We start from the raw sequence: 22563 nt of genomic DNA on the forward strand, positions 1-22563 counted from the left end.
GTTCGAAGGCTTTGCAGCACCTAGGCACAGCCGCAAAAGGCAGCCTGCCTTACGCCGTTACCGAGTCGGTTTCGGGCACGTAATCGGGCTGGGTTTCGCGCACGCGCCGGATAAAGATTTCGTTGATGCTCGGGATACGCTCGCGGAAAGCGTGCACCTCCACCCCGCCGGCCCCGATGAGGTAGCGCAGCAAATCGTTGGGCGTGAGGTCGTGCAAAATGCGGATGCGGGCGTAGAAATGGTCGTTTTCGCGCTTCTTCTGCTCCACCACTTCAAAATCGGGGTGCACCACCATCAGCTGGCCGCGGCCCTCCACCTCGTAGGTTTGGGTGCGGTAGGCGTTGCGCACGTCGCGCACTTGCCCATCCAGCACTTTCTGCGAGCGGTTAATCAGGGCAATGTGGTCGCAGAGCTCCTCCACCGACTCCATGCGGTGCGTGGAGAAGATGATGGTGGTACCCTGCTCGCGCAAGGCCAGGATTTCGTCCTTCAGCAGGTTGGCGTTGATGGGGTCGAAACCCGAGAACGGCTCGTCGAGAATGAGCAGGGCGGGGTCGTGCACCACGGTGGCCACAAACTGCACCTTCTGCTGCATGCCCTTCGAGAGGTCCTCTACGTTTTTGCCGGCCCAGGTTTTGATGTCGAACCGATCGAGCCAGTACCGGATTTTCTGGTTGGCCTCGGCCTTCGATAAGCCTTTCAGCTGCGCGAGGTACATCAGCTGCTCCCCTACTTTCATCTTTTTGTAGAGGCCGCGCTCCTCGGGCAGGTAGCCAATCTGGCCGATGTGGGCGGGGTTCAGCCGCTCGCCCCGAAACCGGATTTCGCCACCGTCGGGGCCCGTAATTTGGGTAATGATGCGGATGAGCGAGGTTTTGCCGGCGCCGTTGGGGCCGAGCAGGCCAAAAATGGAGCCTTCAGGCACCTCGAGACTCACGCCATCGAGGGCGGTGTGGTTGGCGTACTGCTTGCGTACGTCAATCGCCTGTAAAATTGGTTTCACGGCCGTTGAGAAATGGTTGTGGACAGCAAGGTAGAGACTTCGAACGCACGGCGGCACGCGCCGGCCCGAAATCTTGCCTGAACGGTGGTTTTGGCCCGACCAAGCAGCGAAATGATAACTCAGACTGCGCGGCTACTCCTCGGCGCTCAGCTCGCGCAGCGAGGTTTCGAGGTAGTCGAGGTGTTGGCCGTACAGGGTTTGCAGGTACCAACGCGTAAACCAGCGGATTCCGAAAAACATGAGCACGCTAAACAGGAGGTATATCAAGCCCGTTATGCCCAGCGCCACCCACAGGGCGCGTCCGCTCAGGCGCTGCATGATTTCGCCCGCGATGTAAAAGATGCAAATCCCCATCGCCACTGGCGTCGACCAGAGCGTAACCCGGTAGTAAAGCCGCACCAGCCCGCGTAATCCGGCCAACTGCCTCGCTACGTGCTCGTGCACCGCCCCCGAAAAATCGGCCAGCCGATTGAGCACCGTCAGCTTGCGGTGATAGTAGAAACCGCTGAGCAGGCACACCACCACGAGGTACACCAACATGGCCCGCACTTGCCCCGTAACCCCGGCGGCTAGGCTTGCGCCGGCTCCGAGCACGAAGGCAACAGCGAGGGCAATTTCCAGCCAGGCGTTGCGGCGCATCTTGGCCACAGCGTTTTGGGAGCGGCGGCTCACGAGGCGTTCCAGCTTAGCCGCGTCGGTAGCGGCCCGGGGTTCGGTGGGCGCGGCTTGTTGCCAGCGGCGCCGCAGGTCATCAAGTTCCATCAGACGAGGCGAACAAACAGGGTGCGAAGTTTCTCTTGCACGCGGTGCATTTTCACGCGCACGTTGTTTTGGGTGATGCCGAGGATATCGGCCATTTCTTCGTAGCTGCGCTCTTCGAGGTACAGCAGCACAAAGGCCTTCTCTACTTCCGACAACCGCTCGATGGCGCGGTACAGCTGGGCCAGGTCGTCGCCTAGGTCGTCGGGGGGCGGGGCGGCGTAGGGGGCATCGGGCTCGAGCTCGGCGGTACCGGGGTGGCGGGTGCGGCGCCGCAAATCGGATATGGCCACGTTGAGGGCTACGCGGTAGAGCCAGGTGCTGAGCTTGGCCGCGCCGGGCTGGTAGCGGGGCCACGCGCGCCACAGCTGCAGCACAATTTCCTGGTACAGGTCCTGCTGATCGGTGGCATCGGGGCAGTACATGCGGCACACGCGCCACAGCAACGGCTGATGCTCGGCCAGGCGAGCGGTAAATTCGGCAGATGAGGGTGCGGCAGGGCTCATGAGCAACTAAGTCGACGAATTAATCGCCCCTGCTGCGCACGCATTACACCCAGCCCCGAATATTTTTCTGGTGGTAGAGCAGCGGGTTTCGCAAGCCTAACAAAAAAGCCCGATCTGCTTAGCAGATCGGGCTTCGGTAGCACCTAGGGTGCCAGGGGTTTACTGAAAGTACTCTTTCACTTTCTCGAAGAAGCCTTTCTCGTTTTTGCCGGGGCTGGGCGTAAAGTTGGGCGACGAACGCAGCTTTTCGAGCAGGGCGCGCTCCTCGTTGGTCACGTTCTTGGGCGTCCAGACGTTGATGTGAATCAGTTGGTCGCCTTTGCCGTAGCCATTCAGGTCGGGAATGCCTTTGCCGCGCAGGCGCAGAATTTTGCCGGCCTGCGTGCCCGGGTCAATCTTCACCTTCACCTTGCCCTCAATGGTGGGCACCTCCACGCTGGCACCTAGGGCCGCATCGATGATGGAGATGTACTGATCGAGCACCACGTTGTTGCCGTCGCGCTTCAGCAGTTCGTGCGGCTCCTCCTCAATCTGAATGAGCAGGTCGCCGGGTACGCCGCCGCGCTCGGGGTAGTTGCCTTTGCCGTTCATGCTCAGCTGCATGCCCTCGGCCACGCCCGCCGGAATGTTGATCGGAATGATTTCTTCCTGCAACTGGCGGCCTTCGCCGTGGCACACGTCGCACTTGTTCGTTACCACCTTGCCCTCGCCGTGGCAGGTGGGGCAGGTGCTGCTGCTCACCATTTGGCCGAGCATGGTTTGCACCACGCGCTTTACCTGGCCCTGGCCGTGGCAGGTGCCGCAATCGTGCACCTCGGTGCCATTTTTGGCGCCCGTGCCCGAGCAGGTGTTGCAAGCCGTGTAGCGCTTTACCTTAATTTTCTTCTCAACGCCGTTGGCTACTTCGTCGAGGTCGAGCTTCAGCTTGATGCGCAGGTTGGAGCCTTTGCGCACGCGCCGGCCCTGGCTGCGGGCACCGCCGCCGAAAAAGCCCTCGAAGCCGCCGCCCCCGAAAATGTCGCCGAACTGCGAGAAGATGTCCTCCATGCTCGGTCCGTGGCCGTTGCCGCCGGCTCCGCCTACGCCCTGGTGGCCAAACCGGTCGTAGCGGGCGCGCTTCTGGTCGTCCGACAATACCTCGTAGGCCTCGGCGGCTTCCTTAAACTTGTCTTCGGCCGAAGGGTCGTCGGGGTTCTTGTCGGGGTGAAACTTGATGGCCACCTTGCGGTACGCCTTCTTGATTTCATCGGCCGACGCGTTTTTGGCTACGCCCAGTATCTCGTAATAGTCTCGCTTCGTCGACATGACGTTGTCGGTATTAGGTATTCAGTATCAGGTGTTAAGATCATGTTGGCCCTAAGTCCAACTACCCAATACCTACTACCAGAAAAATTTACTGTCCTAGCACCACCTTGGCGTGGCGAATCACTTTGTCGCCGAGGTAGTAGCCCTTTTCCACTTCGTCGACCACCTTGCCCTTCAGGTCTTCCGACGGAGCCGGAATCTGGGTAATGGCCTCGTGCAATTCGGGGTCGAACGCCCCGCCTTTGGTCTCCATCGTCTGCAGGCCTTTTTGCTGCAGGGCTTTCGTGATCTTGCCGTAGATGATGTCGATGCTTTCGCGCACCACATTGGCATCGTCGGTATTCTGGGTGTGCTGGCGGGCCCGCTCAAAGTCATCGAGCACGGGTAGCAGCACCATCATCAGCTCCTGGTTGGCCGTCTTGAACAGGTCGGCGCGCTCTTTGGTGGTGCGGCGCTTGTAGTTCTCGAACTCGGCCGCGAGGCGCAGGTACTTGTCTTTCAAATCGGCTATTTCCTGGTCGGCACGCGAGGCATCGGCCGCGGCCCCGCCGTTGTCGGCAGTTTCGGCGGTAGCTTGCTCGTCAAACATTTCGCCGGCTACGTGGTCGGCGTGGTTGGTCGCGCCATTGGTTTGCTGCGACTCTTCGGTGTGCGGATATTGTGCGTCAGCCATTCCTTACAGCTTCTATTTCAGGGGATGGGTGTTCCTTTTCAGAACACCTGCAGGCACAAGGAGCCTGCCAAACGCCACCGTGGTGACATAGTGGCACAGAAACCTCAGCCCTAGGTGGTTTAGTTCAGACAAAGTAACGCAGCCAGCCGCACTTGGCCGGCCAATTGGCGCACCCGGCTGCAGGCGATAGTTTGCGCTGCCACCGGGGTCCATTTCGCTCTGAAAATGTTTATAGTCTTAATACTGACTAAGTATCTTTACAGCGCCGCCCGCTGCCCCAAAGCAGTCCTCCTACACACCAAGTTCACTCGCCTGCCATGACAACCACCGCTCAACTACAAGACTCAACCATGCAGCTTGAGGTAAGCGAGTTTACTCACATTCTGCACCTGCACGGCATTCACGCTGCCCTCAAATACCTGAACAACCGCACCCCGCACCGCTACACGGGTATTTTCCGCTTCGATGGCGACACGCTCCGCAACGAGGCCCTGTACGACCGCTACAACCCCACGCAGGAGAAAGGTGCCGATGCCCCCATGGAGGCAACATATTGCTCGTTGGTGGGCCGGCAGCAACAACCCCTGGAAATAAACGATGCCTCCACCGACTTGCGCGTGAAAGGCATCGTTGATACACCCGTGGTGTCGTACTGCGGAGTGCTTATCCGCGATGGGCAAGGCCAGCCATTCGGCACGCTTTGCCACTACGACATGCAGCGCTGCCAGGAGCGCAGCACCGATTTGCCCCTGCTCGAAGCCGCCGCCCAGCTGTTTTATGCGCAGCTAAGGCCAGCGGCTTCCTAGGTCGGTTGGCGGCACTAGTCGAACTGGTCCTCCGACAATTCCTGCTCGTCGTCTTCGAACTCGTCCGCGTCGTCGTTGCTTTTCTGTACCCAAATGCTGTGGCGCAGCGGCTTGGGGTCTTCGCGGCGGGCTTCTTGAATTTGCTGCCAGAGCAGGTCCTTCAGCTTCTGAATGTTTTTCTGGGTGATGCTGGAGATGAACACGTGCGGCACATCGTGGGGCAGCGTGGCCGTAATTTCGGCCTCCAGCTCCTCGTCCAGCATATCGGATTTAGTGATGGCCAGCACTCGGCGCTTTTCCAGCAAGTCGGGATTAAACTGCTCCAGCTCGCTCAGCAGCACCTGGTACTCGGCGGCAATATCCGGCGAGTCGGCCGCAATCATGAACAGCAGCGTGGCGTTGCGCTCGATGTGCCGCAAAAAGCGCAGCCCCAGGCCTTTGCCCTCGGCCGCCCCCTCAATAATACCCGGAATATCGGCCATCACGAACGACTGGTAGTCGCGGTAGCCTACCACCCCTAGGTTGGGCACCAGGGTGGTGAAGGCATAATCGGCAATTTTGGGCGTGGCAGCCGAAACCACCGACAGCAGCGTGCTTTTGCCCGCGTTCGGGAAGCCCACCAAACCCACGTCGGCCAGCAGCTTCAGCTCCAGAATATTCCAGACTTCCTGGCCCGGCTCGCCGGGCTGCGCGTAGGTTGGCGCCTGGTTGGTGGCCGACTTGAAGTGGTCGTTGCCGAGGCCGCCGCGGCCGCCCGGCGTCAGGATGATCTGCTGCCCGTCTTCGGTAATCTCGGCCCGCACTTCGCCCGTTTCGGCGTCGCGGGCAATGGTACCCAGGGGCACTTCCAGGATAATGTCTTCGCCCTGTGCGCCGGTGCGCAGGTTTTCGCCGCCGCCTTCGCCGTGGCCGGCAATTACGTGCTTCTTGTACTGCAGGTGCAGCAGTGTCCAGAGCTGCTTGTTGCCTTTGAGGATGATATGACCACCGCGGCCACCGTCGCCGCCATCGGGGCCACCTAGGGGCTTGCCTTTGGCGCGGAACATATGGCGCGAACCGGCTCCGCCCCTACCCGAGCGGCAGCAGATTTTTACGTAGTCGATGAAGTTGTTGGAAGCCACAGGCGGTCAGTAATTGGATGAGTGAATGAGCGAATGAGCGGATGAATGGATGAGTTGCGCGGGGTTGGCCGCGTATCTACTCATCTGCTCATCCGTTCATCCACTCATTCCAATAAAGCCGTCATCCTGAGCAAAGCGTAGGGTCTTGTCAGGACGGAACGGGTTTGGTAAACACCGTTCCAGCGTGATAAGGTCCTTCGCTTGGCTCAGGATGACGGGATGGTATCGGTAGCGGGTTCGGCAGGCCAAACCCACGCCGCAAAGTTATGCTTTTACCTCGTCGGCGGCCTGGCTGCCATCAACCACCGTAGCGGGCTGGTGCGAATCGATGAGGTGGCAGAGTTGCTGGAAGATGCCGTCGATGGAGCCGATGCCGTTTACAGCGTGGAATTTATCCTGCTCGGCGTAGTACGAGGCCACTTGGGCGGTTTTGGTGTTGTACTCCACCACGCGGCGCCGGATCAGCTCTTCGTTCTGGTCGTCGGGGCGGCCCGAGGTTTTGCCGCGCTCGAGCAGGCGCTTCACCAGTTCGTCTTCGGTTACCTCCAGGGCAATCATGCACGAAATGCCGGTGTCGTAGCGCTGCATCAGCTCGTCGAGCGCCACGGCCTGCGGAATCGTACGCGGAAAACCGTCGAAGATGAAGCCGCCGGCGGTTCGGTTGCTGGCCAGTTGCGTCTCGATCATGCCAATCACCACCGCATCGGGCACCAACTCGCCGGCATCCATGAGTTTTTTGGCCGTGAGGCCAAGCTCGGTGCCTTGAGCAATTTGCGAGCGGAGCAAGTCGCCGGTGGAGAGGTGTACCAGGCCATAACGCTGAATGAGGTTTTGGCTCTGGGTTCCTTTACCAGCCCCGGGAGGGCCGAACAACACAATATTAAGCATGACGCGAGAAAGCGGGAGGGATTGTGAGAAAAACGGGGGCGAGTGTAATATAAGAAAGATTAGCCAAGTCTGGGCGCGCTACACAGCGCGGTACAGGTCGCGGTAGTTGCGGCCGAGGCCATCGTAGTCGAGGCCGTAGCCCACCACAAAGTCGTTCGGAATGGCTAAGCCCTGGTACTTGATGTTGAGCTGGTGTTGCAGGCATTCGGGCTTGATGAGCAGGGTCGCCACCTCAACCGATGCCGGCTGCTTGGCCTGCAATTGCTCGAGCAGGGCCTTCATGGTGTGGCCCGTGTCAACAATGTCTTCCAGTACCACCAGGTGCCGGCCTTCTACGGCCTCTTGCAGACCTAGGATTTCCTTTATCTCGCCGGTGCTGCTGGTGCCCTGGTACGACGCCACCCGGATGAAGCTGATTTCGCAGTCGATGCTTAACTCCTTCATCAGGTCGGAGGCGAACATAAACGAGCCGTTGAGCACGGCCAGCAGCAAAGGTTTTTTGCCGGCGTAGTCGCGGTTGAGTTGCTGGGCCACTGCGCGCACAGCAGCAATCAGCTGAGCTTCGGACAGATAGGGAGCAAACTCTTTGTTATGCAGCGAGATAGTGGCCTGAGGCATGCCAGGGGTGGATTGGCGTGGGGGCGAAAGTGCGGCGAAGGTACGACAAAAAAGAGCAGCCCTCCCGGTTGGCAGGAAGGCTGCTCCCTTGTCATACGTTGCCGGGGCCCTATTCGGCGCGTTTCAGCAACGAGGTGAGGACGATGCGCCCGGCCTCGGTGCCTAGGTCGGCGTAGCGCACCTGGGGCTTGGCAGCCGGCAGCACCTGCTCGGTGGCCGGGCGCAGCGGCGCCGGCGCCACGCCGCGCTCGGCCGGCACGTTGCCCTCGCGGGCAATGTGCGGCGCAATCACCAACGACACGATGCTCATCAGCTTGATCAGGATGTTCATCGACGGGCCCGAGGTGTCCTTGAACGGGTCGCCTACGGTGTCGCCGGTTACGGAGGCTTTGTGGGCGTCGGAGCCCTTGTACTCCATTTTGCCGTTCACCATCACGCCCTTCTCAAACGACTTCTTGGCGTTGTCCCAGGCGCCGCCGGCGTTGCTCTGGAACATGGCCATCAGCACGCCCGAAACGGTAACGCCGGCCAGCGTGCCGCCCAGCACCTCGGGCCCAAAAGCATAACCGATGATGATGGGCGAAATAAGGGCAATAGCACCCGGCAGCAGCATCTCCCGGATGGCGGCCTGCGTTGAAATAGCCACGCACTTTTCGTACTCGGGGCGGCCGGTGCCCTCCATAATGCCCGGAATTTCGCGGAACTGCCGCCGTACTTCCTGCACCATGGCCATGGCGGCCCGGCCCACAGCCGCAATAGCCAACGCCGAGAAGATAAACGGCACCATAGCCCCGATAAACAAGCCCGCCAGCACCCGGGCGTTGCTGATATCAATGGTATTGATGTTAGCCGTGCCCATAAAGGCGGCAAACAACGCCAACGACGTAAGCGCCGCCGAGGCAATGGCAAAGCCCTTGCCCGTAGCGGCCGTGGTATTGCCCACCGCGTCCAGAATGTCGGTACGCTCGCGTACTTCCTTGGGCAGTTCGCTCATCTCGGCAATACCACCGGCGTTATCGGCAATCGGCCCGAAGGCATCAATGGCCAGCTGCATAGCGGTAGTTGCCATCATGCCCGCCGCGGCAATGGCCACGCCGTACAGGCCCGCAAACTCATACGACAGCACAATGCCCGCCGCCAGCACGATGATGGGCAGCACCGTCGACTCCATGCCTACGGCCAAGCCACCGATTACGGTGGTAGCGTGGCCGGTGCTGCTTTGGCGCACAATGCTGAGCACCGGGCGCTTGCCCATGGCGGTGTAGTATTCGGTAATCATGCTCATCAGCGCGCCCACCACCAGGCCCACGGCCACGGCCCAAAACACGTCGGTAGCCGTGAAGGGCGCCGAGCCCAGGCGGTTCATACCGAGGGTACCGCTGGGCAAGATGTAGTGAATCACAAACCAGGAGGCAACGCCGGTTAGCAGAATAGAAATCCAGTTGCCCATATTCAGGGCGCCCTGCACGTTGCCGCCTTCCTTCACCCGCACGAACAGAATTCCGATCAGCGAGAACACGATGCCCAGGCCCGCAATTACCATCGGCAGCAGTATCGGCGACAGGCCGTTGAAGTTGTCGCCGGCGGCTACTACTTCCCGACCTAGGACCATGGTAGCCAGAATGGTAGCCACATACGAGCCGAACAAGTCGGCACCCATGCCGGCTACGTCGCCCACATTGTCGCCTACGTTGTCGGCAATGGTGGCGGGGTTGCGCGGGTCGTCTTCCGGAATACCGGCTTCAACCTTGCCCACCAGGTCGGCTCCCACGTCGGCCGCCTTGGTGTAAATGCCCCCTCCTACCCTCGCAAACAAGGCAATGCTTTCGGCACCTAGGGAGAAACCGGTGAGCACCTCAAGGGCACGCTCCATTTCGGGGCCGTTGGCGCTGGCATTGCCCACAAACAGGTAGTAGAAGGCGATAAACAAGCCGCCCAGGCCGAGCACGGCCAAACCGGCAACGCCCATGCCCATAACCGAGCCACCCGCAAACGACACCTTGAGCGCCTGCGAAAGGCTGGTGCGTGCTGCCTGCGCCGTGCGTACGTTGGCCTTGGTGGCAATCTTCATCCCGATATAGCCCGCCGTGGCCGAGAAAACAGCGCCCAGCAAGAAAGCGCCGATGATAAGGGGGTGCGAACGTTCGTTGCCCACGCTTATCAGGCCCAAAAACACGCAGGCAATCAGCGCAAACAGGGCCAGCACACGGTATTCAGCTCGTAAGAAGGCAATGGCGCCATCGGCAATGTAGCCGGCAATGGTGCGCATGCGGTCGTCGCCGGCATCTTGCCGGGCAACCCAGCCCGAGCGCAGCGCTGTGTAAAGCAGCGCCAGCAGCCCAAGCCCGGGTGCGAGGTAGAGAATGGTCATAAAGCGGTGTTGGGGTTGAGGAAGAAGGAAAAGTGAGAATAGCACAGGTTGGCGCTTGAAAAATAGGCTTTTTACCCACAAGCCCAACTATTTCCTTCTTGCGTCCAGCTTACAGCTCCTGCATGAGCACCTGGTAGAGGCGCAACATGCTGTCGATGTCGGCTTTATGCACAATCTCGTCGGGGGTGTGCACGTTGTCTTCCGGAGCCCCCACGAAGCACCAGTCCCAGGGCTGGGCGCCGTGCTGCAGCTCCTTGCCGTCGGAGCCGCCGCTGCCCTCCACTTCCAGCTGGTGCGCAATGCCCGAGGCCTTGGCAATCCGGCGGATGCGCTCCACGTACGAGCGCCGCGGAATGAGAGAGTCGCGCAGCGAGATGACGCAGCCCTGGCCAGGGTGCACGCCCTCGGTAACCCACGTAATGTCGCACACCAACGCCTGGCGCACGCCGTAGTGCTTGTAGATGTAATCGGCCAGGTACGCCACCGAGCCGCCGCCGTGCTCCTCCCAGCAGCTGAAGACCACGATGCCATGCTCCAGCGTCTCGCACAGCCGCAAGGCCGTCCAGACACCCAGGCGGTTGTCGAGGTAGCAGCTTTGCACGGCCTCGTCGGTTTCGCGGAAGTCGCAGCGGAAGGTCAGTTCCGTCCCGCGTTCAATCTCGCGGTTGAACTCATAACCCAAGGCCCCGGTTTTCTCGTCTACCGTGAGCGTGCAATCAATTTCCCCCTGCGCGTCCTGCCCCACCAGCCGGTAGCCCGTTTCGGCATCCGGGCCGCCGATGCGCACCAGTTGCTTGCCGTACCGCACCGTAAACCCAATCGAATCAAGATGCGCGAAAACCGCTGTTCTGGGCTGGCCGAAGACCAGAATAATACAATCCTGAAACTCTCCACCGGCCAACACCGTTGGCTGAACTCGCCAGGCCGGCGCTTGCTCTGCAACGTAACGAAGCACAAATTCGGTGAGCGGGGCTTCGTGGCCTGAGGGAGCCGCTATGCGGCATAACGTGTGCAGCAGATTCATAGAAGAGGCTATTTTGTCCAAATTCTAACCTAAATAGCGTATTTTAGCTGTTCCGTTTGGTAGCGGAGCGCTGGCTGTCTTTCCGCCTTCCGTTTCCTTTAGATTAATCCATGCGTTTTCATCTGCGTTTTATCCTGTGGTTGTATGTGGTAATTGGCTTGCTGCTGGCCTTGCCAAGCGCGGCAGCCGCCCAATCAGCCGACACGACTAAGCGCAACGCGCCCATTCGCAACATTCAGCTGGAAAACGTTGATGTGGCTCCCGGCGCAGTGGACACCAAAGGCTGGCTGCTGCTCGACAAGGACATCCAATTGGAGCTCGACGGGGCCGTGCGCAATCTGTACAACTTCAAGTACGACAAGGCCGAAAAGCAATTCCGCTCGCTTCGGCGCCGCTATCCCAACCACCCCATGCCGTACTTCCTCCTAGGCCTCAGCCAATGGTGGAAGATCATGCCCACGAACATCCAGACCACGCTCTACGACCGGCCGTTTTTTGCCTACATGGATACGGCAATCGTGAAGGCCGAAAAGCTATACGAACAAGACAACCGCAACTACGAGGCCTGCTTTTTCCTGGCCGCTTCGTACGGGTTCGATGCGCGCCTGAATGCCGAGCGCGCCAACTGGCGAAAAGCTACGGTATCAAGCAAACGTTCCCTCAAATACCTGGAGCTGAGCAAAGAAGCCAACGGCCTCAGCCCCGAGTTCTTGTTCGGGCAGGCGTTATTCAACTATTACGCCGTCTGGATTCCGGATAATTACCCCTTGCTCAAGCCTGTATTGCTCCTTTTCCCGAAGGGCAACAAACAGCTTGGCCTGCAGCAACTCCGCAACGTGGCCGATAACGGCGTGTATGTAGGTCCCGAGGCGAAAGTATTTTTGATGCGCATCCTCAACAACGAGGAGAACAACCCCACGGCGGCCATGCCCATTGCCCGCTCGCTGGCCACCAACTACCCCGATAACGGCTACTTTCAACGCTTCTACGCGCTGTTGTGCTTTAACGAGGGCGAGTTTCGGGAATGCGAACGGGTAAGCCGCGAAATTCTGGACAAAATCAACCGTGGCTTTCCGGGCTACGAGGGCATCAGCGGCCGCTACGCCACCTACTTCCTAGGTTGGCTGATGCAAAACAAATACAAGGACATCAACAAGGCCAAGGAGTACTACCAGCGCTGCATCGTGTTTGCCGAAAGCACCAACGAAACCAGCGGCGGGTTTTACCTCTACGCCAACCTCAACCTGGCCCGCATCGCCGATAAGGCCAAAGATGTAAAGGCCGCCGTACGTTACTATGGTGTGGTACACAATAAAGCCGACCACAAAAGCGAACAGTACCGCGAGGCCCGGGCTTATTTGAAGAAGAACAAGAAAGGTTAAGGCCTTTTCGCTTACCTAGGAGCTATGGAGCTGAAGGACCTTTTTTTGACGCCTCTCTACCTAGGCATTTTCTACGGTATTGCATTCGCTATCCGTAAGCGCTACACCAACGCACTTACGCGCCGCTACTTTATCCCCGCCCTTACGGTTAAGTTTATTGGGGCGATTGGATTAGGACTGATCTACCAGTTCTATTACAGCGGGGGCGACACCTTCAATTACTTTCACCACGTCAAGGTAATTCACGAAGCTTTTGGCGGTTCATTTGGCACTGGGTTAAAGGTACTCATGGCCCAAAGCCCGCCCGATGCCGACATGCTTCGCTACACCGCGCGCATGTATTGGTATGATGCGCCCACCGAGTATTTTATTGCACAGGTAGCTGGCGTATTCTCGCTACTTTGCTTCAATAGCTACGCCGTAATTGCGTTGTGCTTTGCCTTCGTTAGCTTTTGTGGGATGTGGGCGATGTACGTCACGTTTTTGAAAATCTACCCACTGGCTTATAAAAAGCTGGCCATTGCCGTGTTTTTCCTGCCTTCGGTGTTCTTTTGGGGCTCAGGGCTCATGAAGGACTCGCTGTGCATGGGTGCCCTCGGCTGGACGTTCTACGGATTCTACCACGTATTCATTGCCAAGAAAAACCTGACCACAGCAGCTCTGCTAGGCGCCTTAGGTGCGTACGTCCTCATATCGGTTAAGGTGTACATCCTGCTTTCGTTTCTGCCAGCAGCGCTTATCTGGGTATTCACCGAAAACAACCGCCGTATCAAATCCGCAGCCCTACGTGCCTTGCTTAAGCCGCTGTTCTTAGCGTTAGGGGTCGTGGCAGGTTATTTCGGGGCGACCAACCTCACGGCTGGCGACGATAAGTACGATGTAGAGAAGCTCGGCGAACGAGCTCGTATTACCCATACTTACTTGAGTACCTACGTGGCCAGCGGCTCGGTTTACAACATTGGAGAGTTCGATGGATCTCTGGCATCTACACTGAAAGTGGCACCGCAAGCAGTAGTTGTGTCTATCTTCCGCCCCTTTTTATTCGAGGTGCGTAACCCAGTAATGCTGCTTTCTGCTATTGAAGCCACGATGTTTATCTGGCTTACATTGTCTTTGTTTTACCGAGCAGGATTGATAAAGGGTTTAAGCACAATCATTAGCACCCCCATCTTATCGTTCAGCTTCCTATTCTCCATTGTATTTGCCATTGGAGTTGGTATTAGCAGCGGCAATTTTGGCACTTTAGTCCGGTACAAAATTCCACTTATGCCTTTCTACCTAAGTGCGCTGTACATCATGCAGCACATGCAGTTCAGTAAAAAAGTGGCACGCCGGCGGGTCGCGCCAAATGTACATCTTACCAAACCCAGCGAAATTAAACAACTGACTACCCCTGGGTAAAACACCCGGTAGTGGCTCAGGTAGGCTGACGTACGTATAAGTGAACATGGAAGCATGTTCGTATTGCGGCGCTTCGGCGCTGCGCAAAAACGGCTTGGCGCGCAACGGCAAACAACGCTACCACTGCCGCGCGTGTGGGCGGAGCAGCCGCTCGGCACCGGGTAAAGGCGCCTATTCGGAGGCGCGGAAAGCCGAAATCCTGCGCGCCTACCAGGAACGCACCAGCCTGCGCGGGCTCACGCGCATCTTCGGCGTTTCACGCCAGACGGTCACGGCGTGGCTAAAAAAAAGCCCGTAGCCTACCGCCGCTGAGCCAGACGCTGGCCGCCGCGGCCCGTTGACGGGCTGGAGCTGGACGAGTTGTGCACGTTCGTGGGCCGCAAGCAGCAGAAGGTGTGGTTGTGGTTAGCCCGGTGCCGGCGCACGCGCCAGGTCGTCGCCTACGCCCTGGGCTGTCGTGGCCGGCGCACGGCGCGTAAGTTATGGCGCCGTCTACCGCCCGAGTACCGCCGGGCTTGGTGCTACACGGATTTGTGGGAAGCCTACATGGGTGTGGTACCTTGGCGCCAACACCTGCCGGCTACCTGCCGCGGCACCACGAACCACGTCGAGCGGTTCAACGCCACGCTGCGTGCCCGCCTCGGCCGGCTGGTGCGCAAGTCGCTCTCGTTCTCCCGCTCCCTGAAGCTGCTCGACGCTTGCGTGAACCTCTTCCTGCACGACTACAACGCCACGCGTCAGCCTACCTGAGCCACTACCAAATACCTATTTATATACTTAGCGCAGAATATATTATGCGCTAGCCATCTATTGTTATTGGCAGTAAGCAATTTATAATTCGGACAGTCAGGCAGGTTGTATTGTTACCCAGAAAGGAGTGCTTTTCTACAATGTTATGTGGTACTGCACGCCAAAAGTCCCAAACACATCTATCCCTAGATTTTCGCTGCAGCATTTGGCGAGATTAACAAAGCAGATCCGGCTCGCATAAAAAGATTACCGAGTGCGATTACGCAAGTATTCTGCCAGTGTAGGGTGCGACCACAAACGAGACTTTCCTTCCGGAGCATTTTTTAGTTGTAAAGCACCAATCAACGCATCCCGCACCGCTTTTTTCAATAATGGTAAACCCGCGGCCAACTGCAAAAGCGGGTATGTCACAAAATTATCTTCTGACGTAGGATTAATCAGCGCTTGATCGATGATATCTCCTGTGTCAATACCCGGATCTACTAGGTGGACTGAAACACCGCAATGAGCTGAATCGTTGTTGGCTAAAGCCCAATACCCACCATGCACGCCACGGTAAAGCGGAGTTATTCCAGCATGGGTATTAATGAATTTACAATTCACGCTTGTCAGCACCTTCTTTGATATTATACGGGTGCCATTCACGACAATAACATCGGGCTTTATGCCTTGCAACTGATTTATACACTCCGGGCTATTTACCGAAGACACACGGGTAATATACTCTTCTGGTATAGGACTATTATCCAAACCCTCCGAAGCCCTAATTGCATTTAGCCGCTTCTGCGAAGAAGCTTTCAAAGGCTGCGCTATCAGCACTTTGAATAAAATTTGTCCTACTACAGTATTCCATCCTAGTTTTTCCGCCCTACGTTTAAGCAACTGTTTTTGGCTGACAGGGGTCTCAATGATGATTTTATGGACGCCAAACTCCTGGTTTAAGGCATGAAACAGGATGTTTGTCGATTCCCCCGGACCTGCCAGAATAACAATTTTATTATTATCGCTAATAGACTGACTCATGCATTTATATCTTTAAGATTTTGAAGACGAACAGCAATATCATTCATGGAAAGGCTTTCCATACCGTATTTGGCGCGTAGCTGCTGATAATAGCTAGCAATTTGGCGCAATACGGAAATATTTTCGCTTAAGTTTATTCCGAAATTGTGCGGATGCCACCATAAATGAAATACCTTTCCATGGCGCGCGGCATACTCCATTCCATTCAAGATGCGCTTAATACGCAAACTTTCCAAAAAACTAAATTTTTTTGACCAAGGCCGCAAAAACCGACTAGCCGGTATGTTATAAGGACTAGAACGTGCTATATCTTCGAGTGAATAACAATTTTCGCCAGAAATATTGATGTATGCATCCAACAGTCTGGCACCGCGTTTGTAAAGTTTTTGGTCTTCCTCATTTCGCTCCTTGTATATCCACGAAGGCTCATTTCCGCGGTAACTTGTTATGCCAAATTCTCGGCAAATATCGAAGTAATCAGAATTACTCTGATTGCGTGGAAATACTAAACTGCGGACCTCCAATCCCTGCTCACGACTTATTTGAACAGCTGCAGCCAAATCGTGCCTAAATGCTTCGGCGGTTTGTCCGCGCTCTAAGCAATAATAATGACAGAAAGTATGGGTGGCAACTTCCTGTCCTGGCGTTTGTCGGATTTTTTCTAGCAACGAAAAGCCAAAATGATAAGGATCATTTTCTTCGTTGTCACCTATCTCATCAAGGGCCAGGTAAGGCGACAGGTTGTTATCAACGTATTCAGGCCGAACGCTTGGCAAATGCGCTAATAAATCAGATTTGTCTTTGCAAAACAAAAACCCTACCGTAGCCCAAGTTGCCCGCAGGTTGAATTCAGAAAACACAGCCAACATAGCTGGTATAGCCTTATGCACACCCAGAATATTAGCACCATACTGTTCAAGCGTTTGCTGATCGCGCACTCCCCAGTTGAGCTCAAAGTCAAGGGATATAACGAATTTTCCTGGCTCTCGCAGCTCAGGCCAGTTTGCAGTCCTATGCATACATCCTTTTCTTAACTAAACAGAGCCAAGAAATTGTTTTGATTTGAAAGAACGGAGTACCGCTCAACGATTGTACGACGAGCCCCCGTTCCTAACTGAGCCCTCAAATCCTGGTCGCTTAGCAGGCTACGTAACGAAGAATACCATTCGTCGGGTGTATCACATACAAACCCATTGTAACCCTGTTGTACTACTTCGGTGTTCATGCCTACCGGCGATACGAGGGCAGGCATTCCCAATGACATGTATTGCAGGGCTTTGAACGCGCACTTGCCGCGAGCCCAGGGGTCGTCTACCAGTGGCATGAGCCCTAAGTGAAATTGCAGTAAATCTTCAATCTCGGTTTCCTTGCGCCAAGGGATGTACGAAAGTGCCCGCAACCCAGCGTATTCAGGAGCTTGGTTTGAAATAACCTTGAAATCGAATTCAAAGCCCTCTTGCTCCAATCGTTCTAAAACTGGCCAAATCAAGTCCAGGTGCCGAAGGGTTGTATGAGTACCGGTCCAACCAATAACCGGCCGCTGCGGCAGGTATTGGTCACGTATGCGGTTATGACGAGTTTCGGTATCTAAGGTAGTTGGGTTAATAATGGCATTCGCGTTAAACTGTTGTGCATAATCTCGTAAGTAGGCATTGCCGCAGCTTACTTTGTATGCCCAACGGCATATTCTGCCTACTTTTTGCTGCCATTTTAGCCTGCTTATGAAGGTTCGCTCCCCGGCCGGGTCTTTCATCCAGATGGCATCATCAAAGTCGTATATAATACGTTTGCGAAACACCTTTGCAATGAGCCATTCGAATAACGGGGGGCCGATAGGAGCAGCTTCGCGGTGAATAAACACAAAATCAGCCTTGGGTACCTGTGTCAGCAATACCCAAATACGACGCATAAACCCAGCTAGTATACCTAATATCTTGGCGAGGGTATGGCCGGATTGGTAAAGGACTGCCCATGTTTTATCAGACAAAAAGGGCTCCATGCGCCATGTATGTCCGGCTGCAGGCAAAAAACCGAGGTATTGCTCGAAACGGAAACGCTGTGAGGGCGCCTTTCCGGGAGGGTATGGGACCAGAAAAAGAATGTGCATGACTGGGACTATACACGGCAGTGGCCGCAAATTGGGTTGCAAAGGTACGGCAAGCGCAAGATTCTTGAAGCGCGTTTGGGTTTTGCCAGAACGACCCCTCGATCGTCATGCTGAGCCCAGTCGAAGCATCTCTACTGATAGCAGCCTTCTAGTATCATTGCTTCGCTAGCTCAACATGCCCCAATACCCAAACAGGCTCTTAGTTGCGAAAGCTAAACGGTCAGGCCTTTCTCAATTCGCCTGCCTTGCGGCGCTCAACAATAGGCCATAGCTATCTTTGGTCTTATTTAGGTCTGTAACCTCAACCAATGTCAGTCTCTATTAGTACGCCGCTTATATCAGTTATCAGTCCGGTGTATCAAGCCGGAGGTCTTATACAAGAGCTGATTGAGCGATTAGAAACTGTGTTGCCACAGGTTTCCACCGACTATGAGATAATCTTAATCGACGATGGCAGCACTGATGAGAGCTGGCAGCTTATTGTAAAGCACGCTGCACGCAGTAACAACATACGAGGGCTTCGACTAAGCCGAAATTTTGGGCAGCACCACGCCATTACCGCCGGGCTAGACTTGGCTGCCGGCACGTGGGTGGTCGTTATGGACTGCGACCTGCAAGACCGTCCGGAAGAGATAGTTTCACTTTACCAGCACGCGCAGCGCGGCTACGACGTGGTACTGGCTGCCCGGCAGCACCGACAGGACAACTGGATGAAACGCGCTAGTTCACGCTTGTTTTACCGTGCCTTATCTTATCTCACCGGTGTGAAGCAAAATCCCGAAATAGCCAACTTCGGCCTATACCATCGCCGCGTAATCGATACGGTACGGCAATTGCGCGAGAGCATCCGCTACTTCCCCACCATGGTGCAGTGGGCGGGGTTTCGGCAATGCAGCTTACCCGTGCAGCACCTGGAGAGCAAACGCCCCTCCACCTACAACCTAGGTCGAAGGCTTCGCTTAGCTACCGACATCATGCTGGCTTATTCCGATAAACCCCTACGCCTGACGGTTTACACCGGCTTGCTGATTTCGGTGGTGGCCTTTTTGCTCGGGTTGATTACGCTGCTTCGTTTTGCCCTAGGCCAAATTACGGTGCCCGGCTATGCCAGCTTGTTCATTTTCATGAGCTTTTTCTCGGGGCTGATTATTCTGGTGCTCGGGATTGTAGGGCTTTATGTAGGCAAAACATTCGAAGGCGTACGCAACCGGCCACTGTACGTAATAGCTGCCACTACCCCGCGTAATTGACATGACGCCGACGCACATACCCTTTAACAAACCTTACCAGTCGGGCCGCGAGTTGCTGTACATCCAGGAAGCAATTAAGGCAGGGCAATTATCGGGTAATGGGCGGTTCACCAAGCAGTGCCAAACTTACTTCGAGCAACAGTACCACATCCACAAAGCGCTGTTAACTACCAGCGGCACGGCAGCCCTCGAAATGGCAGCTCTGTTGCTGAACTTACTTCCCGGCGACGAGGTCGTAGTGCCTTCGTTTACGTTTACCTCAACCGCCAATGCTTTTGTACTGCGTGGTGCACGCATAGTGTTTGCCGACAGTTCGGCCGAGCACCCCAACATCGATGTTTCGCAACTCGAATCACTGATTACGCCGCGTACCCGGGCTATCGTACCCGTGCACTACGCCGGTGTTTCCTGCGATATGGCTGCAATTATGTACCTGGCTGAACGCTTTAACCTGGCAGTGATTGAGGATGCCGCACAGGCCATCGAGAGTTATTACCTAGGAAAAGCGTTAGGAAGCTTTGGTCAGCTAGCAGCATTTTCCTTTCACGAAACCAAAAACCTGATTGCCGGCGAAGGCGGGCTGCTGGCCGTCAACTCGCCCGAGCTAGCACCTAGGGCCGAAATCATGTGGGAAAAGGGCACTAACAGGGCCGCTTTTTTTCGGGGTGAGGCTGCCAAGTACCAGTGGGTTGATGTCGGATCGTCGTTTTTGCCTTCGGAGCTGAACGCTGCATATCTCTGGGCACAACTAGAGGCAAAGGCTAGAATACTTGAGCAACGGCGCCAGCAGTGGCACCGCTACTACCATGCCTTTCAAGAAATTGCTGCCGAAGGCCTAGCCCTGTTACCCGTTGTACCGGCGTACGCGCAGCACAATTGGCACATATTCTACTTGGTGTGCCGCAACCTACCCGAACGCCAGCAGTTAATACAGCACCTAGCCGAGCAGAATATTCTGGCGGTTTTTCACTACCAAACGCTCCACGACAGCCCGTACTACCAAGCACTGCACGACGGTCGGCCTCTGCCCAACGCCCAACGGTTTGCTGATTGCTTGGTGCGCTTGCCTCTGTATTTCGAGCTTTCCGAAGACGACCAGCTGCGCGTAATCGAGGCAGTGGTTAACTACTTCGACCGTTTGCGCAAAACCTCCTCGTAAAGCGCCCCCAACTGCAGGTAGGTAGCTTCGGGACTAAACTTATGCCGCACAAATGCCCGTCCGGCTTCGGCAAACTGTTGGCGCAAAGGCAAGTCGGCGGCGAGGCGCACCATGGCCTCAGCCATGGCAGGCACATCGCGGTTGGGCACCAACAGCCCGGAGCGCCCATGCTCAAACAACTCCGCCGGTCCGCCACAATCCGAGGCAATCAGCGGTGTGCCGAAAAAGAGCGCGTCTAAGCAAGTAAGCGAGAACGACTCCGACTCAGAAAAATTCAGCACAATATCGGCCTGCTTGATAACGGCCTCTACATCGGACTCGAAGCCGCCAAACGTTACTACTTCGCTTAAGCCAGCATCAGCCATTGCGGCTACCAATTGGGCTTTGAATTCGCGGTTTTTCTCCAGCCCCATGTCGCCGCCCATAAAGCGCAGCCGCAGCCGGGAGTCTTGGGCATAAGCATGCCTGAAGGCTTCAAGAGCAAAGTTCTGGCCTTTACCAGGTATATAATTGCTCAAATACAGCATCCGCACAGTTCCGTCGGTTCGGAGCGCTACGCTGGTGGGCGGGTATTTTTCTTGTCCCGGAATTGGATCGGCAATTACCCGCACGCGTGGCAGCGGACTAAAATACCGGTACACAGCCTGCGACACACACACCACGCGATGCGCCACATGCTCGGCTAGCCAACGCCATGTCCGCGCCAGGGGCTGTACCTGCGTTTGCGGCAGAAAGCGTACGTGCGTGATCAAAGGCAGTGCCGTAAAAGCCCGTGCAATAACCCCTGTTAGGTTGTAAAAATCGTTCATGTGCAGCGCACTAGCCTTTTCGCGGCGGGCAATACGCGCCAAGCGCCAGCCATTCAGCAGCAGCATAAACGGATATAATACTAGGTTGCGCACCCGTTTGCTTATCTCGACAAACGGCACTTGGTACACTTTGTAGCCGGCGGCTTCGAGCACAGCTACGCCCTTGCTGCCGCTGGGCAGCACGTATACAAACTCGAACTGATGCTGCAAACGATCAGTAGCACCCCGCATCGCATTTAGGGCTCCGGTTACTGCAGTGGAGTTATCTGCAACCAGGATGACCGGGCGCACCGATCGGTTGACCAATTGTTCGCTCATGCACCTAGTACCTCGTTGATTGCTTGCACCCATTGCCCGAAGATCTTTTCGCGGGTGAAGTCTTGCATCCGTTGACTAGCGAGCTTGCCAAGGCGCTGCCGCTCTGCTTCATCGTTCAGTAAGGCGGCAATGGTCTCAGTCCACACCTGCTGATCGGCAGCCAGCGTTGCCGCCTGATTCAACATGGGCATTAACATGCCGAATTCAGCCCTTTCGGCTTGGCGAATGGGTTGAGCGGGGGCGCTAGAAGCGGGTGCCAGAATCTCACGCGGCCCGGTGGGGCAATCGGTAGTTACCGCTGGTACTCCACAAATCATTGCTTCGCCCAAGGCCATGGGAAAACCTTCCCAAGCCGACGGGAACACAAACAATGCCGCCGGACGGATGTACTTGAAGGGATTTTGCTGCAGCCCTACGAAATACACGTCGTAATCGGGCGTGAGCTGATGGTTGCTCCAAGCCTCGTATACCCGCAGACCTAGGGCGCGGGCGCGGGCGGTTAAGTCATCACGCAATTCACCGTCGCCGACAAACACGAGCTTGGCCGCCTGCTTTCGCAACAGCGCGGCAAAACTATCCAGCAACGGCGCTTGGTTTTTCTGAATGGTAAGCCGGCCCGAAGTCACCAGTACCGGCGCCGAATCATACACAGCTTGCTCCTCGGCACTAAGCGGCTCCTGCGCTTTTGCCGTAATCCGATCTACTTCGAAGAAGTTATTGATCGTCTGTATTTTCTCGGGCTTCACGCCGAAACCACTAATGAGTTCCGGATTGATGTCGCGACTAACCGTTACAATCCTGTCGGCGCGATTGTACAGGCTGGGCATTAGCACCTTTTTGCGCAACCAACCCACGGCACCCCGAATGTTCTGGTCGTGCAGCTTTGAGCCGTGAATACACAGGATAACCTTTTCCGAACCCTTGCTCAGCAGGTTCACGTAATCCGCTCCTTCCAAGTGGCTGATGCAGATGTCCGTCCGCAGGCGTTGTTTTAGGTTGCGCAGCCGGGTAATTCGGGCCACAAAGTTCCGGACTTTATCTAGAGCTGAGCCGCCGCCAGCTACTTCCAAGCTTTCTACCGAATTGTTGCTCGGAAACAGGTTTCCTCCCTCAAGGTTGAATACTGCTTCGGTTACGTCGTAATGTTTGGCCAGTTCTACGCTATGGTCGTGAAATACACGCTGCGCTCCTCCTAAACCTAAATTGGGAATGAGCAGGAGTACTTGACAAGACATAGATCTGTTCATAAGAAGCGAGTAGTGAATTCAGCTGCACTGCCACAGCAAACCT

The 22563-nt window shown here is 56.2% G+C and carries 20 protein-coding genes and 1 pseudogene; 6 read left to right on the forward strand and 15 right to left on the reverse strand.

The features are described 5' to 3' along the window. Window positions 1-49: 49 nt before the first annotated feature. From OIS50_RS10100 to OIS50_RS10120, 5 genes are all read right to left on the reverse strand, one after another. On the reverse strand, window positions 50-1003 hold the full coding sequence (locus tag OIS50_RS10100) for an ABC transporter ATP-binding protein (protein WP_264690515.1): 954 nt from the start codon (window positions 1001-1003) through the stop codon (window positions 50-52). 132 nt (window positions 1004-1135) lie between these two features. Next, window positions 1136-1765 carry a hypothetical protein gene (locus OIS50_RS10105; protein ID WP_264690516.1) on the reverse strand — a complete coding sequence of 210 codons (630 nt, stop codon included), beginning with the start codon at window positions 1763-1765 and terminating at the stop codon, window positions 1136-1138. Then, a complete protein-coding gene (locus OIS50_RS10110) occupies window positions 1765-2268 on the reverse strand; it encodes an RNA polymerase sigma factor (protein ID WP_264690517.1) in 504 nt (167 codons plus the stop codon). Before OIS50_RS10110 ends, OIS50_RS10105 begins: the two co-directional genes overlap by 1 nt. A gap of 159 nt (window positions 2269-2427) precedes the next feature. Beyond that, the gene (dnaJ, locus tag OIS50_RS10115; RefSeq protein WP_264690518.1) at window positions 2428-3573 is read right to left on the reverse strand and encodes a molecular chaperone DnaJ; all 1146 of its coding nucleotides are present in this window, start codon (window positions 3571-3573) and stop codon (window positions 2428-2430) included. A gap of 88 nt (window positions 3574-3661) precedes the next feature. Then, window positions 3662-4246: a nucleotide exchange factor GrpE gene (locus OIS50_RS10120; protein ID WP_264690519.1), complete on the reverse strand. Its 585-nt coding sequence runs from the start codon at window positions 4244-4246 to the stop codon at window positions 3662-3664. Window positions 4247-4563: 317 nt separating this feature from the next. Here OIS50_RS10120 and OIS50_RS10125 point away from each other — a divergent pair, with 317 nt between their 5' ends. After that, entirely contained in the window at window positions 4564-5052 is a 489-nt protein-coding gene (locus tag OIS50_RS10125) for a GAF domain-containing protein (RefSeq protein ID WP_264690520.1), read from the forward strand. 14 nt (window positions 5053-5066) lie between these two features. Here the strand turns inward: OIS50_RS10125 and obgE are convergent, their stop codons facing one another. From obgE to OIS50_RS10150, 5 genes are all read right to left on the reverse strand, one after another. Next, window positions 5067-6173, reverse strand: coding sequence for a GTPase ObgE (obgE, locus tag OIS50_RS10130; protein ID WP_264690521.1), 1107 nt, complete (start codon window positions 6171-6173; stop codon window positions 5067-5069). Window positions 6174-6437: 264 nt separating this feature from the next. Next, entirely contained in the window at window positions 6438-7061 is a 624-nt protein-coding gene (locus tag OIS50_RS10135; RefSeq protein WP_264690522.1) for an adenylate kinase, read from the reverse strand. Window positions 7062-7139: 78 nt separating this feature from the next. Further along, window positions 7140-7679, reverse strand: coding sequence for a hypoxanthine phosphoribosyltransferase (hpt, locus tag OIS50_RS10140; protein ID WP_264690523.1), 540 nt, complete (start codon window positions 7677-7679; stop codon window positions 7140-7142). Window positions 7680-7788: 109 nt separating this feature from the next. Beyond that, window positions 7789-10050 (reverse strand): sodium-translocating pyrophosphatase, encoded by a 2262-nt coding sequence (locus tag OIS50_RS10145; RefSeq protein ID WP_264690524.1) that lies wholly within the window; start codon window positions 10048-10050, stop codon window positions 7789-7791. Window positions 10051-10159: 109 nt separating this feature from the next. After that, window positions 10160-11074 carry a M20/M25/M40 family metallo-hydrolase gene (locus OIS50_RS10150; RefSeq protein ID WP_264690525.1) on the reverse strand — a complete coding sequence of 305 codons (915 nt, stop codon included), beginning with the start codon at window positions 11072-11074 and terminating at the stop codon, window positions 10160-10162. 110 nt (window positions 11075-11184) lie between these two features. On the opposite strand from OIS50_RS10150, the gene OIS50_RS10155 reads away from it, so the two are divergent. The 3 genes and pseudogenes from OIS50_RS10155 to OIS50_RS10165 all read left to right on the forward strand — a co-directional run bounded on the left by OIS50_RS10155 (window position 11185) and on the right by OIS50_RS10165 (window position 14607). Further along, window positions 11185-12456 (forward strand): tol-pal system protein YbgF, encoded by a 1272-nt coding sequence (locus tag OIS50_RS10155; protein WP_264690526.1) that lies wholly within the window; start codon window positions 11185-11187, stop codon window positions 12454-12456. Window positions 12457-12480: 24 nt separating this feature from the next. Next, entirely contained in the window at window positions 12481-13857 is a 1377-nt protein-coding gene (locus OIS50_RS10160) for a hypothetical protein (protein ID WP_264690527.1), read from the forward strand. A 46-nt stretch (window positions 13858-13903) separates the two neighbouring features. Continuing rightward, window positions 13904-14607 (forward strand): annotated as a pseudogene (locus OIS50_RS10165) (IS1 family transposase). 246 nt (window positions 14608-14853) lie between these two features. Here the strand turns inward: OIS50_RS10165 and OIS50_RS10170 are convergent. From OIS50_RS10170 to OIS50_RS10180, 3 genes are read right to left on the reverse strand one after another with little or no spacing between them, the layout of a single operon-like run. Then, complete coding sequence (locus OIS50_RS10170; protein ID WP_264690528.1) at window positions 14854-15630, reverse strand: formyl transferase; 777 nt, start codon at window positions 15628-15630, stop codon at window positions 14854-14856. Beyond that, the gene (locus OIS50_RS10175) at window positions 15627-16649 is read right to left on the reverse strand and encodes a polysaccharide deacetylase family protein (protein ID WP_264690529.1); all 1023 of its coding nucleotides are present in this window, start codon (window positions 16647-16649) and stop codon (window positions 15627-15629) included. Before OIS50_RS10175 ends, OIS50_RS10170 begins: the two co-directional genes overlap by 4 nt. An 11-nt stretch (window positions 16650-16660) precedes the next feature. Continuing rightward, a complete protein-coding gene (locus tag OIS50_RS10180) occupies window positions 16661-17737 on the reverse strand; it encodes a glycosyltransferase family 4 protein (protein ID WP_264690530.1) in 1077 nt (358 codons plus the stop codon). 308 nt (window positions 17738-18045) lie between these two features. Here OIS50_RS10180 and OIS50_RS10185 point away from each other — a divergent pair, with 308 nt between their 5' ends. Then, window positions 18046-18987 carry a glycosyltransferase family 2 protein gene (locus OIS50_RS10185; RefSeq protein ID WP_264690531.1) on the forward strand — a complete coding sequence of 314 codons (942 nt, stop codon included), beginning with the start codon at window positions 18046-18048 and terminating at the stop codon, window positions 18985-18987. A 1-nt stretch (window position 18988) separates the two neighbouring features. Further along, entirely contained in the window at window positions 18989-20146 is a 1158-nt protein-coding gene (gene rffA / locus OIS50_RS10190) for a dTDP-4-amino-4,6-dideoxygalactose transaminase (RefSeq protein WP_264690532.1), read from the forward strand. Here the strand turns inward: rffA and OIS50_RS10195 are convergent. Both OIS50_RS10195 and OIS50_RS10200 read right to left on the reverse strand, forming a co-directional pair. Beyond that, window positions 20113-21306 (reverse strand): glycosyltransferase family 4 protein, encoded by a 1194-nt coding sequence (locus tag OIS50_RS10195; protein WP_264690533.1) that lies wholly within the window; start codon window positions 21304-21306, stop codon window positions 20113-20115. The genes rffA and OIS50_RS10195 overlap by 34 nt on opposite strands. Beyond that, a complete protein-coding gene (locus OIS50_RS10200; RefSeq protein ID WP_264690534.1) occupies window positions 21270-22520 on the reverse strand; it encodes a glycosyltransferase in 1251 nt (416 codons plus the stop codon). The genes OIS50_RS10195 and OIS50_RS10200 overlap by 37 nt, the downstream gene beginning before the upstream one ends. Between the last annotated feature and the right edge of the window lie 43 nt (window positions 22521-22563).

The organism is Hymenobacter sp. YIM 151858-1 (assembly GCF_025979705.1).
Taxonomy (GTDB): domain Bacteria; phylum Bacteroidota; class Bacteroidia; order Cytophagales; family Hymenobacteraceae; genus Solirubrum.

Excerpts from the sequence above, each read along its gene's own strand:
- OIS50_RS10105 (WP_264690516.1), bottom strand. The coding sequence starts at position 1,765 with ATGGAACTTGATGACCTGCGGCGCCGCTGGCAACAAGCCGCGCCCACC.
- OIS50_RS10110 (WP_264690517.1), bottom strand. The coding sequence starts at position 2,268 with ATGAGCCCTGCCGCACCCTCATCTGCCGAATTTACCGCTCGCCTGGCC.
- dnaJ (WP_264690518.1), bottom strand. The coding sequence starts at position 3,573 with ATGTCGACGAAGCGAGACTATTACGAGATACTGGGCGTAGCCAAAAAC.
- OIS50_RS10120 (WP_264690519.1), bottom strand. The coding sequence starts at position 4,246 with ATGGCTGACGCACAATATCCGCACACCGAAGAGTCGCAGCAAACCAAT.
- OIS50_RS10125 (WP_264690520.1), top strand. The coding sequence starts at position 4,564 with ATGACAACCACCGCTCAACTACAAGACTCAACCATGCAGCTTGAGGTA.
- OIS50_RS10135 (WP_264690522.1), bottom strand. The coding sequence starts at position 7,061 with ATGCTTAATATTGTGTTGTTCGGCCCTCCCGGGGCTGGTAAAGGAACC.
- hpt (WP_264690523.1), bottom strand. The coding sequence starts at position 7,679 with ATGCCTCAGGCCACTATCTCGCTGCATAACAAAGAGTTTGCTCCCTAT.
- OIS50_RS10145 (WP_264690524.1), bottom strand. The coding sequence starts at position 10,050 with ATGACCATTCTCTACCTCGCACCCGGGCTTGGGCTGCTGGCGCTGCTT.
- OIS50_RS10150 (WP_264690525.1), bottom strand. The coding sequence starts at position 11,074 with ATGAATCTGCTGCACACGTTATGCCGCATAGCGGCTCCCTCAGGCCAC.
- OIS50_RS10155 (WP_264690526.1), top strand. The coding sequence starts at position 11,185 with ATGCGTTTTCATCTGCGTTTTATCCTGTGGTTGTATGTGGTAATTGGC.
- OIS50_RS10160 (WP_264690527.1), top strand. The coding sequence starts at position 12,481 with ATGGAGCTGAAGGACCTTTTTTTGACGCCTCTCTACCTAGGCATTTTC.
- OIS50_RS10170 (WP_264690528.1), bottom strand. The coding sequence starts at position 15,630 with ATGAGTCAGTCTATTAGCGATAATAATAAAATTGTTATTCTGGCAGGT.
- OIS50_RS10175 (WP_264690529.1), bottom strand. The coding sequence starts at position 16,649 with ATGCATAGGACTGCAAACTGGCCTGAGCTGCGAGAGCCAGGAAAATTC.
- OIS50_RS10180 (WP_264690530.1), bottom strand. The coding sequence starts at position 17,737 with ATGCACATTCTTTTTCTGGTCCCATACCCTCCCGGAAAGGCGCCCTCA.
- OIS50_RS10185 (WP_264690531.1), top strand. The coding sequence starts at position 18,046 with ATGTCAGTCTCTATTAGTACGCCGCTTATATCAGTTATCAGTCCGGTG.
- rffA (WP_264690532.1), top strand. The coding sequence starts at position 18,989 with ATGACGCCGACGCACATACCCTTTAACAAACCTTACCAGTCGGGCCGC.
- OIS50_RS10195 (WP_264690533.1), bottom strand. The coding sequence starts at position 21,306 with ATGGGTGCAAGCAATCAACGAGGTACTAGGTGCATGAGCGAACAATTG.
- OIS50_RS10200 (WP_264690534.1), bottom strand. The coding sequence starts at position 22,520 with ATGAACAGATCTATGTCTTGTCAAGTACTCCTGCTCATTCCCAATTTA.